Raw genomic sequence first — 12,482 nt, 5'->3', positions numbered from 1 at the left:
TCGCGATGCCAGCGCCCATAAAGACGTTCATGGGTTTGCCTCAGCAGGATTGCGGTTGCGATACCATGTCCACCAAACGCTGATGCCGGCGAGCGCCGCGAGGAACATCAGAAACAGCGACAACTCGAACGAGATCACACCGTGCGCATGCGCTTGCTGCGCCGCGATGCCACCGCCAACCACGATCGCGCCAGTGGTGGTGTTCTGCTCGACCGTCGTCGTCGGTAACTTCGCCCTGGCGGACGCCTCCGGTCGGGATTGCGAGATGATGTCCGGATCGGGTGCCTCGGGCGCGAGCGCGGGCGCCGTCGAAACGGTCTCGGTCATGCCCACGCGGAAAAGGTTCGCCTCGCGATGCCGGCGCGCTGCGACGCCGCCGGTCCATAGCCGCGACATGCTGTCGAGCAGCGCCGGGATTGCCGTGAGATTCTTCGCCGCCATGGCGGCCTTGATCGCGCGCATCTCGCGGAAACGATCAGCAGATGACGTGTAGCCTCCGGTGCCGCGATTGTAATTCAGCGAGACCAGCACGCCGAGGCAGGTTGGCGTCAGCAAGTCACAATTCGGCAGCGCGTAGTACGTCGCCGCGATCCACTGCGGGATATCGCGCCCCATGAACACCGCCATGGCCGCCTCCCACGGCACGGTGATCCTGTTATTCATACGCTGCGAGAGCGCCTTCGCCGCCGTGCCCTTGACCCCGACGCATCCGAGCATCGCTTTGACGCAATTCGTGTCGACGCGGCCGGTCCAGTCGGCCTTGACCTTCGCCTCGGTCGCATAGCCGAGATCATAACCGATGCCGATCGTGACGCCGCTGGAACCGCCCGGCCATTCCGGGTGCGTGTAGTGCTTGCGATAGTAGGCCTCGCCGCTGACCTCCTCGCGGATGATCAGGTCGATTGCTTTCTGGCTGATCGAATGCATCACATACCCATCATTGCGCTGTTGAAGCCGCCTCGGGCCTTGAAGGTGAATTGATTGGCCGATGTGCTGGGACTGGTGCCGTCTACGTTCGTGACGATGACGTTGAAGGTGCCGAGCGAGTGCTGCGGCGTAACCGCCGTGATCTGCGTCGCACTGTTGACGGAGAAGCTCGCGGCATTGATCGTTCCGAAACGCACCGACGAGACGCCGTTGGTGAAGTTGGTGCCGGTAATCGTGATCGTTTCGCCGCCGCCGGGCCGGCCGATGTTCTTGCTCAAGCCTGTGACGGTCGGCGGCTGCGGGACATACGGGGTATAGGAAGCTTGGACGAGGCCCTGATAGGCCGCGCCACCGCCCGCACCCCCGGCGGGACTGCCGCCCATGGCGGCCATGGCACCGCCGCCGCCGCCGCCACCACCACCACCGCCGCCCCAACCTGTTGCGTTGCCACCCGCGCCGCCGGGACTGCCCCCGCCTGCGGCTCCGGCACCGCCGCCGCCGCCCGCACCGCCGGCACCGCCATACGGACCGACCGGAGTGCCGCCAGCGCCGCCCGTGCCGCCGTTGTAGCCGTTAGGGCCAGCGCCGCCCGCACCACCATTGCCGGTGAAATTCTGATCACCGACTGCGCCATAACCCGGCGAGCCAACCCCCGATGCGCCATAGGCCAAGCACAGCCAACCGCGCGATGCACTGTAGAGGCCAGCATAGGTCCCCGAACTGCCGTCGCCGACGTAAATGCTGAGTTGCTCGCCGGGTGTGGCCGCAATGCTGTATTTCAGCGCGGCGCCGCCGGATGATCCGCCATTGCCGCCCGTGCCGCCCACTTGATCGCCGCCACCGGAGCCCGCAGCGCCATAGAAGCCCGGGCCGATAGACCAGCACCAATCGAGGCCACGGCAGTCCGCGGGGATGGTGAAGCTCTGCCATCCCACCGCCGTCCATGTCAGGGTCGTCACTGCAACGCCTTGATCATGTAAGTTGCGATGCCGCCCCAGAGCCGGCGGATCGAGAGAATGAACATGTGTCCATTCGTCGTGGTCAGGAGATCACCCGTATTCCCGGGCGAGACGTACCACGAGCCGGCGAACGTGATTGCACCCGCGCCCGGCCTGTTCGCGATCAGGATGTCAATCGCACAATCGGCGGTCGGCGGGTTGATCGTGATCGCGCCGGCATTGCCGAGGCCCTGATAGTTGCCCCTCGTCGGGTCCGGATTGAACGTGCCGCTGAAATTGTCTTGCGTGAACGTCGTGAAGGTGTAGCCGGCGGTGATGTTCGCCGTCGCGCCGGGCTTGAGCAGCGCATCGGTGATGCCGTAGCCGGCAAGCGTCGTCGGCTTATTGGTGACGTTGGTCCAGTCCGTCGCCGCGGCACCAGCCGGGCCTTGCGGACCCTGCGGGCCAACGATCGAAACGCCAGCCGGCCATGCGCCGCCGGCCTTCGGCCCATAGATCAGCCACGCTGCCGTATTGATCCAGAAATCACCATCGATGCCGTCCGCGCTCGTCGGCGCGCGCGCGGCGGTGCCCAGCGTGCGGCCGCTCGGCGGCCCGACCAGCGAAATCCCCGCCGGCCATGTCGTATCGCCCTTCGGGCCGTAGAGATAGTGCGCGGCGGTATCGATATAGAAATTGCCGGGCTTGCCAACGGTCTGGTCATTCGGAACGCCGGAGCCATAGAGAACGGTGTTGCCATCGATACCCGCCGGGCCTTGCATGCCGGTGAAGCCACGCGGGCCAACGATCGAAACGCCGGTCGGCCAGCCGTTCACCGTTTTCGGACCAAAGATGTAGTTGGTCGACGTGTTGATCCAGAAATTGCCGATCACACCATCCGATTGCGTCGGCCCGGTCGAGCCGTAAAGGACAGTATTGCCATCAACGCCGCGCGGCCCCGGCGGGCCTTGCCCTGGCTCTTGGATGACCTCGGTTTCATAGTCGATATTCGTCATCGAGACGGTCCTGCTGCATGCGAGAGCGTGCCCGACCAAACGCGATATCGGATATCGCCGTCGGCGTAGTGGATGATCCGGATCAGCGAATGCTCATAGTCGCCGAAGTAGAGCGCGAGCAGCGTCGCCTGTCGGATCGTGAGCACGAACTTGCCACCGGGTGGATCAACGATGGTGATGCCGCCGTTCTCAGTGGTCAGTAGCAATTGCTCCTCGCTATCCTGCGCATGCCGGCGAACACCCATCCGCATCGACTGGCCGGTCAGGTCGATCGGCGTGTCGCCGGCCATCAGAATGAAGCCGTGCACATAATCCTGATCGCTCGTCGTCGAGATGTTGACGATCGCCATGATCGGCTACCCCGGATAGTTCGGCGGCCACTTGATCGCGTCGAACGCCTCATTTGCCGCTTGCACCGAGGTTGCAGCGTCGATCGCGGCCTTGCCGCCAAGCCGCGCGGTCTCAATCGCGGCGGCGATCTTGACCCACGCCTCTTGGGTCGCGTTCACGAGCGCGGCGACCTCTTGGATCGTCGCACCCTCGATGCCAACGGTCGCGCTCAAGATCGGATAGTTTGCGGGATCGGGGTCCGGATCGTTCGCCAAACGCGCGACTTCCTCACCCTTCCGCTGATACACCATCGCCTGACCCGAACCGATGGTGAGATACGTGCCGCGAATTTGCTCGGCCTTGGCATCGACCTTCGCCATGAGCGACGTTTTATAGTCGGCGAGGTCTTGCGCGGACGACTTCGGATAGGGCGCGACCGCACCGTATGCCCCAGCGACGGCCCGCTCGAACAATATCTTACCGTGCGGCTCGGTATCGTCCTTCGTCGCCAGAAACGGCACCGACCCCAACTCGGCGAACCGCACGGTCAGGTCGATCATGGTGTGCTCGGCGTTGGCCCATACGGGTTCGCTCGCACTAACAATCGTCAGCGCCATTCACGTTGCTCCTGCTTGCGTTCGCGCTTAGGCGATGCGCTGGAAAAGGGAGAGCGGGTTGCCGTCACCGTAGGCGAGGCTCCCGACATAACAGATGTATTGCCACGTACCCGGCACCAAGAATTGGCTGCCGAGGCTCGCGGCATTCGATTGCGGACCGTAAGCCCAGCAACTCGACGTAATGTCGACGTTCCAGTTCACGGCAACGACAAAGCTGCCGATCGCGTATTTCGTCGTCGGGAACGTGCCGGCGGGACCTTGCGGACCCATCGCGCCCATCGGGCCGGCCGGGCCTTGCGGGCCGGCCGGGCCTTGCGCACCAGCGGGGCCGGCGGGACCTTGCGGACCCGTCAGACCAGTGGCGCCGGTCTGCCCGGCTTCGCCGCTCCCGCCGCCGGCACCGCCATTGAAAACAAGTTGCCACTGCACGCCGTCATAGGCGATGCCGATGATCGCACCCGCGCTGATCGTTTCCGCTGCGAGTTCGCCGAACGTCACCGTGCGAAGCGGCTTGATGCCGAGGCCGTTCACATTGACATCGACCGGCCCGCTGTTCGTATTCGCGACCTTGATCTTGAGCAGCGTCCCCTTGACGTAGCCGTCCATCGCTGGATCGAGCGCGATCGAAATATGGTTGGTCGATCCGGTGTCATCGCCATAGGCCGCGATGTTCAACACCGACGCCTTGACCAACTGCATCAGGTCGTTCTCGTTCGGCGTCAGCTTGTTCTTGCTGATCATCGTAACGATTTCGCGCTGCGGATGCTCGATGCTCGCTGCTGGCGGGATGCTGCCCGCGCGCCCGATCGATGGGTCGCCGTTCACATAGGGCGCATCGTCCGTCGCACCGTAGGGTTGGTTATATTTCACTCGCCTTCTCCTATGGCGTCCCGGCCATGGGACCGCCGGTCTGCAAGCCGGAATAGTCGAACACGATTTGCGTCTGCGCCGGCTTCCATCGGTTGAGCAGACAGTCGAGATCGCTCGCGATGCCGATCAGTAGATGAGGGTCGATGCCGCATTGTCCGCCGCCATTGCCGCAGCGAAACCATGTCAAGCGCGCTTGATCGACATGCGCCGTCCAATAGAAGCGGTTCTCGGGCGGACCGAGCATGTAGGGATAGTCGCCATACTCGCCCGGGCCGAGGCGAGGCCGATTATCGCCGACGCGATCGAGGCCGACCATGAACGGCCGGAATTCCTTGATGTGGATGGTGTGGCCGATATCGGCCTCGACTTGGATGAAGAACGCGCGCGACTGCCCGCCTTCAATCGTCATGCGCTGCACAAGCGCAATCTGACGGTCACCGATCGTGAATGGCTCGCTGTAGCAAGGATCAGGGAGGCCGAAATTGCGCTCCCAATCCGGCAGCATGTCAAGGGTCTGGCGCGGATCGCTCTCGCCCTCAAGCAAGGTCGACGCGCGCTGCTCGACCAGTCCCCAAATCTGGCACAGCCCGCGCACCACTTTCATCAGCACGCTATCATTGTTGCGCGGCCATGCCTGCCCTTTCGGCAGCAGCGCGGCCATCGCCTCGGCGTAGTCGTCGCCGCTGCGCGTTACGTGCTTATCCACGTCAAGCTGTCTCGTAAGAGATGGTGTCGAGCATTGGGATGTGCCCTGGCGATGGCATCACGAGCGTTGAGAAGTCGAGTTCGTGATGATCCTCGCCCAGCGCGCCGCTGATCGCCTCGTCGACCCAACTGCGATAGAGCGTGCATCCGGGATACAGCCGGCGCCGCTCCATGGTCTTGATCGCGCTCTCAATGCGCGCTCGAACCGTCGGCGTGTCCTGCGTAAGCTGCCGAATGGTGACATTGTAGAAGAACGGGATCGGCGCAACGATGAACCGATCCTTCACCGCCACCGGACGCACGCTGTCGATATAGGCGGTCACGGTTTGAATGTCCGCCTGCATGGGGATGCCGTTAAGGTCGGCGCGCAAGTCGTCCATCATGAACCGCACCGTGACGGTGCCGATCCCCATTTCGAGCGGGTAGCACCACGCTCGCGTCACGCCGGCAACGGCCGTGGCCCATCGCTCATAGTCGGCCTTGTCGCCGCCCATCGGCGGGTTCTGGATGCGGAACAGTACGCGCTCGCGCAGGAGATCATCGTTCTCCACATCGGCGCCGCCGGTCATGCTCACAACCGCCGCAGTCAAGTCGGCGCCACTGATCGGCACCTCAAACGAGAGGTTGCTGCCCTCGTCGAGATTTCCGATCACGCCAGCGGTCAATGCCTCAAGCGGCACATTCGCCAAGCCTGCGGCGCTGATCTCGGCCTCGGCCGTGATCTGGTAGCGCACCTGATTGTAGCCTGACAGCACCGAATACCGCGGAATGACGACGCCGCCGGCCCCGGTGATGGTGGCCGTGCCGCTCGCAAAGGACGCGACCTTGCGGCCCTTCGATCCGTCGGCGTTGCGGAGCCAGATGTTGCCATGCCGATCGAGCCATTCCTGCTCTGCGATGTCCGGCAAAAGCTGCTTGGCGAGCCAATCGATATACAGCAGCGTCAGATGAGCAAGCCCGGATTTGGCGTCGCTCATGATCCGCAGCGCCGAGTTCGGGATCAACGCCTTGGCACCCAACTGCGACAGCACATAATCGCGCGTCAATTTGCGCACGTCTTTGAGCGTCGGCGTGGACCACGGCATCAGCTATATCCCAATTCTTCCCACAGTTCGGCGTAGCGGAGCGCGACAGCCGGGTCCGGGCCGCGCTTCAACAGCACCGAGACATCGATCCTGCTGACATCGGTGCGCTCGGCGCCGACATCGGCGGCGCTGGCGATTTGCTTGTCGATGAACGGTTGGATCGCCGCGCGCGCGTAGCTGCTCGCCCTAAAGACGGTGCCGCCGTCGGACGCGAGCGAGGACGAGATTTTCGCCCGGCGCAGCAGCCACAGCTTCGATCCGACCGGCCAGCCATCCCAGATTTCCTGCGAGTCGAGATCGCCCCACCAGCCGCCGCGATCGGTCTCGTCGAGGCCCGGCAATGGATCGGTGGTGCCTGCAAGCGCATCGGAGCCCAGCGCGATGATCACCGCCGACTGCAAGGCGAACGTATCGTCGAGGAGGTTCTGATCGGTCCGCAGCCAATCGAGTTCGACGGCATAGGCGGGATACTCGCGTAAGTCCGCCTGTTGCCGATAGCGAACGTCGGTCATTTCTGAGTATCAAGCGAGGTCGGCGGGCCGGGCTTCGTCGCCTTGACGAGCACCGCGCCCGCGCCGCTGGTTTCGGTCGTCATGCCGCTGCCGCCGTTGACGCCATAGATCGGGTTCGAGGCGTCGTCGGCACCGAGGCGCATCTCGCCGGTGAAGGACCACCGCTTATTGTCCTTATCGTAGTAGCCGACCACATCGTCACCCACGCGAAACTCGATCCGGTTTTTGGTGCAGCGGATTTCCGTGTTGACGGTCTTGCCCTCGTGCGGGAAATCCTCGTCCTGCTGCGACTGCTGCGATTGGCCGCCGGCCTGGCTGGGGTTCTGCTTCTGCGGTCGCGGCTGCTTGTCCTTCTGGACATGACGCAACGAGACCATGCGCTCTTGGTCGTTGCCGTTATCGTCCTTGCCGTCAAGCGTGAGGAGGAACAGGCCCTTGCGACGCATCAGCGTCATCTGGCCGATGTCGTCATACTGCGCGTTCTCGCCGGGCTTCAATCCGCGCGGCCGATGCCGGCGGTCATCGATACCAACGATCACCGGATGATTGCGCTGGCCGCCTTGGAACATCACCAGCGCCTCGGCCGCCTCACCTTTGGGCTGCTCGGGCTGTGTCTCGCCGCCACCGCTCTGCTGCTGTTGCTGCTGGCCGCCCTCCTGTTTCGAGCGCGGCATCGGAACCGACGTGAACCCATAGTTCTGCACGCGCTCGATATTCTTCCGGCTGTCATTGTTGAAGAAATCGAGATGCATCTCCTGCATCATGGGATTGTCGCTCGCGGTGTTGAGCGTGGCGCGCGCCAGCGTGTGGACCGTGCGAAACGCCATGTCGCGGATTGAATTGCGGTGCATCGCTACTCCGTCGGTGTCGATCCCGAGAAGTCCGTCATTCCGTTCATGTGGTTGGGATCGACCATTGTAAGGGTTGCGGTCGTGCCTCCGCCGACCGATTGCTCATAAACGATGCTTCGGCACCCGAGGTTCATGTTCATGAGCAGCATGGGCGAGCGCACAAGATAGTAGTCGCCCGCCTTCCACAGGGAGCCGCTATCGCGCAGCCAACCCTGCACGGTGACGTTCAACTCAATCTTGCCGCCCTCGGTGACGAGCCGTTCCATCTCGGCGCTGCGCTGCGCGCCGTGCTGATCGTCGGACACGTCCATCAGCGTGACGCGCGTTCTATTTCGCGTCGATGATCCGGATGTCTGGCCGACCAGCTTGTTCGACTGATCGCCCCATGACTGGTCGTTTGAGGCGCGCTGGCCGAGCGAGAAAATCTTGCGATAGACGTTATCGTCCGAGATCACGCCATTGGCGCGCAGGATGTTGACGCCCTCGATGAGCTTGTCGCTCTCGCTCGCGGCATGCTCGCCGATCGCCAGCAATTCGCCCTTCTCCGTCGACCCCATGACGATCTTGCGCTGTCGCGCGTAGCGTTCGAGCGCCGACCAGATGAGTTCGCCCGGTTGGACGTGCGCCTGCTCATAGGGCTTCTCGTCGACCGCGCCTTTGGTGCTGAGTGCGACGCCGACCGGCGCGATCAGCTTGCGGGCCATCTGGGTCCACGATTGACCGTCGAACGATCCACCCTGTTGCCACACCGAGACGGTCGCAAGGTCATAGGTCTTGCCGACGCCGACGATCCGCACGCCGTGGCTTCTCGCGTCATACCCGACATGACGCTCGGTCACATAGCCGAGGACCACCAATTGACCGGCGAGGTAGACCTCGACGACATCGCCCGGCGCGATTCGCAGATTGCTCATGATCTGGGCCTCGGTCATGCCGGTGGCCTTCTCGTCGAACTCGGTGCAATCGAACTGAAAGATCGGGAACGCCTCGGTGATCCGCACCTCGACCGTGACCGCTGTCCAATCGAAATAGTCCTGCCCGTTGATGCGCAGGAACGCGACTTCCTTTTGGTTCATACCGCCAGCATCCGACCATCGCGCGGCATGAATGCCGGGTGGACCACCCTGTTCTCATTGCGCAGTTCGTCCGAGCGCGAGGCGTCGGCATAGAGCCGCTGCGCCATCGTGAGCGCCGGGAGCGTTTGCGGAAACCGATAGGTGATCACTCGCGGGACTTGCCGGCCGACATCGGTCAAGAACTTGGTGACTGTCGCCTGTAGCGAGATGATCGCCATATAGGCGGCGGCTTGGAGATCGTCGCTGGCGACCTCGGCCGCCGCATCGAATGCCGCGCCCATGATCTGCGCGACGCTCTCGACATCATCACGCGACTGGAATTGCAGGGCCGTCACCAGCCGCGCCTCCTGCGCGAGCGACAGCCGAACAATCATCTGCACCACGATCGTTGCCGAGAGGCTTTGCGGGGTTTCGCTCAACGCCTGCAAGCGCACGCGCGACATCGCGGTCCATGTTGCGCCTGCCGCCCTGGCTTCATTGAGGCAAGCCGTCATTTGCGTGGCGAAGGCCGCGCTGTCCGTCACGACATCATTGCTCGATAGCATCTGACCGACGAGCCGGCGCAATTCGGAGCCGGCCGATCCGACGTTCGCCGGGACGGTCGAGAGCACGGCCGGCCCGATGCGCTGGATGATCCCGGCCACCTCGTCCCGATCCGCCCGAATCATGTACCGATCACCGCGCGCTCAAGCGCCGCCGCCGCGCTCGTCACCGCCGCCTGCGTCACGATCGACACATCGCTAAAGCCGGGCTTGCCGGCCTCGACGAAATCCATTTCGACGCTGCACATGCCGCCGCGCTCGCGGCTTTCGGTGATGCCGTACTGCATTACCATCACTTCCATATCCCGTCCCTGATAGGGCAACGGCAAGCGCAGCGTGCCCGATCCATCCTGTTCGAGCGCACTGATCAGCGCGTCCTTGAGGGTCAGATAGTTCGGCCCGATCAGATAGCCTTGCACGGTGAAGCGCACCGCCGCGCGGCCCATGTCCTCGGCGTAGGGCAGATTTCGCTTCGGATACTCATGAACAACTGTGCGCCGCCCGCCATGGCGCTGCTCGGTCTCGACATGGAAGATCGCACCGCGAAAGCTCGCGGTCTGATACCGATCGCGCCACGGATTATGAAGGTCGCGGATTGCGCTCATTGCGCACCACCATCAAGGCCGGTTTGCTCCATCTGCCGATAGCGCTGAATGCGCGTGCTCTGGAAAAGGCCGTCGCTCTTGGCATCAACCTTCGTGCCGGCAGCGGCGTGCACATTGACGTTGACCGTGCCCTCGGCCTTCACCGCACCGCTGCTCGCGGCAAGGTTCTGATCGACGGCGCGGCGATAGCCGAATTGCGCATCAGTGGGGAATGTCTTGGCCGTGTAACCCATCTGGGTCGCGGCGGCCGAATTGATGTCGATCCCGCGCCCGGTGCGCGCCGCCGGGCCGATGTCGGTTTGCGGCAGCATGAACTTGCGGCCATCCGGGGTAGTCACCTCAAACATCTTGCCGAGGCCCTCGCGCGATGGCAGCGCGATCCCGGGCACGGACAGCGGCTTGCCCGATGCGGTGCGGCGGCTCGCCGGCTCGGATGGATCATTCCAGCCGGGGCCGCTACCAAACCACGAGCCTTTGACGGTCCGGCCGGCGGCGATGTCCTTTGCCGCGCTCTCGGCCTGCGCTGGCGCCATGCCTTGCGCGATCAGCGCATCACGCGCGGCCTTCTCGCTGCGGATGCCGAAATGCCCGGTATCCGGCCGGCGCCAGTTCGCGCCCGAGACGAGGCCCCATTTCGCGGCGAGACTGTTCTCGACATCGGTCGGGAGCGTGCGCCCGCCCCGGCCCCGCACGCCATAGCCGACTTGATTGATGTCGATCGCGGCGCCGATGGGGTGGCCGCTGGCGTTGTGCGGGCGGGAGCCGAGCGTGCCGCTCTCCGGGCCGATGACGCCGCCGGCCTTCTCATAGTCATTGATAAAGCCTTGGAAATTGTCCTTGAAGCGCGCGTCGACCTGAAACTTTCGCCCGCCCGCCGTGGTCACGGTCGCCATGCCACCGCGCTGGATCGGCGTGCCCGCTGGCGCCGTGATCCCGGCGGTGCCGCCCGCGCTCTCCATCGGACGCCGTATGCCGAGCGCGCCAGATGGTCCGGTCAGCGGATTTGCGCCGGCCTCGCTGGTGCCGCCGAGCGGATTGTTGAACGAGCGCGGCACCCCGCCGCCGCCGGGTGCGCTACCCGGCGCTGCAGCGCCGCCCGGGCCGAACGGCCCGAGGTTCGAGTAGCCGCCGCCGAATGGCCGGAAGCCACCGCCTCGCGCCGCGCCAGCACCGCCGCCGAAACTCGCATTGATGATCCCGCCACCGCCGCCGGCATCACCGGGACGCGATAGCTCGAAATTCATCTTCTTGAAGTTCTCGGCCAAGTCGCCGGATTGCTTCTTGAGGTCGTCATCTTCCTTGGTGGCGCCAGGGCGGGCGCCGCCGAGACGTGATGCGCCCGGCCCTTGCCAGAAGCGCTGCCACCAAGAACGGCGCTCGTCGCCCAATTGCTGCTGATTGGCGCCGGCCCGGGGCGAGAGGTTCGGCGCCCGCTCGCCGCCACCCCACGACGGCAGATGCTCGTTGATCCACCCGATCCCCTCTTTAAGTTTGTCGATCGCGGTGTTGACCTTCTCGACGCCGGCCGTGAACGCGGGGAACAGCGGCGTGAGCGTGCGCTCCTTGAGGCCTTCAAGGGTGCGGTCCAATTCCTCCCATTTCTTCCGGAAGGCTTCGCTGCGAGCGATGGCTTCGTCGGTGTACTTGCCGCTCGCCTCGGTCTTGCGGATGAACTCCTCGATCTCGCGCCACGACATGCGCGTGGCTTCGGCGGTGCCAAACATCGCCTCGGCGAAGCGGCGCGCGAGCACCGGGTTGCGGCGCTGCAATTCCTGCATGCGCTCGAATGCGATGCGCAGGCCATCGATCGGCGTTTTGGCACGGCCGATCGCCTCGACGACATCACCCGCCCCGAATTTGTATAGCTCCTCGCGGACGCTACCGATCCGGAGCCGGAAGTCCTCGGCATTGCGCGTGAACGATTGCAGCGCGGCTTGCGCCGATCCCGGATCAATCCGGACTTCGCCAGCGGCCTTCTGAAACGCCTTCAACTGCGCGGCCGACACGCCCATGTCTTGGGCGGCGAATTTCAGCTCGGCGGTCTTGTTGGCAAACTCTTGGAGTTGCCGGCCGATGCCGTAGAACGCGGCGCCGACCGCCGCGATGCCGACGACGATGCCGCCGGTCTTGCCGGTAAACTTCCCGAACGAGGAGATCAGGCCCTCGACGCCCGCCTCGCCGGCAAGGCCCTTCACCTGTTCCTGTAACGCGGCAAGTTCGCGCCGCGCTTTGCTCGTCTCGACTTCCTTGCCGACGCCAGCAAGATTTTTGCGCAGATTGGCGACCCCGGGCGACGCATCGTCGCGCAGGGTCGCTCGCATGCGCAGGACATCTTCGCCGGCCATCGCGCCTATTCCGTTTGCTGCTTGCTGATCGCCTCAACGAGCCGTTCGGTCCAGAACATGTGC

The 12,482-nt window shown here is 64.2% G+C and carries 14 protein-coding genes; all 14 read right to left on the bottom strand.

The window, feature by feature from the left end:
• Positions 1-27: 27 nt before the first annotated feature.
• Genes HAP54_RS24455 through HAP54_RS24390 form a run of 14 tightly spaced genes read right to left on the bottom strand, consistent with a single transcriptional unit; the run spans position 28 to position 12,419 of the window.
• Positions 28-927 (bottom strand): hypothetical protein, encoded by a 900-nt coding sequence (locus tag HAP54_RS24455; protein ID WP_166304343.1) that lies wholly within the window; start codon positions 925-927, stop codon positions 28-30.
• Positions 927-1,886 carry an IPT/TIG domain-containing protein gene (locus HAP54_RS24450; protein ID WP_166304340.1) on the bottom strand — a complete coding sequence of 320 codons (960 nt, stop codon included), beginning with the start codon at positions 1,884-1,886 and terminating at the stop codon, positions 927-929. Before HAP54_RS24450 ends, HAP54_RS24455 begins: the two co-directional genes overlap by 1 nt.
• On the bottom strand, positions 1,883-2,881 hold the full coding sequence (locus HAP54_RS24445) for a hypothetical protein (protein ID WP_166304337.1): 999 nt from the start codon (positions 2,879-2,881) through the stop codon (positions 1,883-1,885). The genes HAP54_RS24450 and HAP54_RS24445 overlap by 4 nt, the downstream gene beginning before the upstream one ends.
• A complete protein-coding gene (locus HAP54_RS24440) occupies positions 2,878-3,231 on the bottom strand; it encodes a hypothetical protein (RefSeq protein WP_166304334.1) in 354 nt (117 codons plus the stop codon). Before HAP54_RS24440 ends, HAP54_RS24445 begins: the two co-directional genes overlap by 4 nt.
• Positions 3,232-3,237: 6 nt before the next feature.
• Positions 3,238-3,828: a hypothetical protein gene (locus HAP54_RS24435; protein ID WP_166304332.1), complete on the bottom strand. Its 591-nt coding sequence runs from the start codon at positions 3,826-3,828 to the stop codon at positions 3,238-3,240.
• A 27-nt stretch (positions 3,829-3,855) separates the two neighbouring features.
• The gene (locus HAP54_RS24430; protein ID WP_175619479.1) at positions 3,856-4,653 is read right to left on the bottom strand and encodes a collagen-like protein; all 798 of its coding nucleotides are present in this window, start codon (positions 4,651-4,653) and stop codon (positions 3,856-3,858) included.
• A gap of 55 nt (positions 4,654-4,708) precedes the next feature.
• A complete protein-coding gene (locus HAP54_RS24425) occupies positions 4,709-5,404 on the bottom strand; it encodes a YmfQ family protein (protein WP_166304329.1) in 696 nt (231 codons plus the stop codon).
• A 1-nt stretch (position 5,405) separates the two neighbouring features.
• Positions 5,406-6,488: a baseplate J/gp47 family protein gene (locus HAP54_RS24420; protein ID WP_166304326.1), complete on the bottom strand. Its 1,083-nt coding sequence runs from the start codon at positions 6,486-6,488 to the stop codon at positions 5,406-5,408.
• On the bottom strand, positions 6,488-7,000 hold the full coding sequence (locus HAP54_RS24415) for a phage GP46 family protein (RefSeq protein WP_166304323.1): 513 nt from the start codon (positions 6,998-7,000) through the stop codon (positions 6,488-6,490). Before HAP54_RS24415 ends, HAP54_RS24420 begins: the two co-directional genes overlap by 1 nt.
• Entirely contained in the window at positions 6,997-7,827 is an 831-nt protein-coding gene (locus HAP54_RS24410; protein ID WP_166304320.1) for a phage baseplate assembly protein, read from the bottom strand. Before HAP54_RS24410 ends, HAP54_RS24415 begins: the two co-directional genes overlap by 4 nt.
• Before the next feature lie 26 nt (positions 7,828-7,853).
• Positions 7,854-8,927: a phage baseplate assembly protein gene (locus tag HAP54_RS24405; protein ID WP_166304317.1), complete on the bottom strand. Its 1,074-nt coding sequence runs from the start codon at positions 8,925-8,927 to the stop codon at positions 7,854-7,856.
• Positions 8,924-9,595, bottom strand: coding sequence for a hypothetical protein (locus HAP54_RS24400; protein WP_166304314.1), 672 nt, complete (start codon positions 9,593-9,595; stop codon positions 8,924-8,926). Before HAP54_RS24400 ends, HAP54_RS24405 begins: the two co-directional genes overlap by 4 nt.
• A complete protein-coding gene (locus tag HAP54_RS24395; protein ID WP_166304311.1) occupies positions 9,592-10,074 on the bottom strand; it encodes a DNA circularization N-terminal domain-containing protein in 483 nt (160 codons plus the stop codon). Before HAP54_RS24395 ends, HAP54_RS24400 begins: the two co-directional genes overlap by 4 nt.
• Complete coding sequence (locus HAP54_RS24390) at positions 10,071-12,419, bottom strand: hypothetical protein (RefSeq protein ID WP_166304308.1); 2,349 nt, start codon at positions 12,417-12,419, stop codon at positions 10,071-10,073. Before HAP54_RS24390 ends, HAP54_RS24395 begins: the two co-directional genes overlap by 4 nt.
• Positions 12,420-12,482 lie beyond the last annotated feature (63 nt).

The organism is Bradyrhizobium sp. 2S1, assembly GCF_011516625.5.
Taxonomy (GTDB): domain Bacteria; phylum Pseudomonadota; class Alphaproteobacteria; order Rhizobiales; family Xanthobacteraceae; genus Bradyrhizobium; species Bradyrhizobium septentrionale.
Note: the sequence above shows the minus strand (reverse complement) of the source record. Positions and strands in the feature narration are given on the sequence as shown.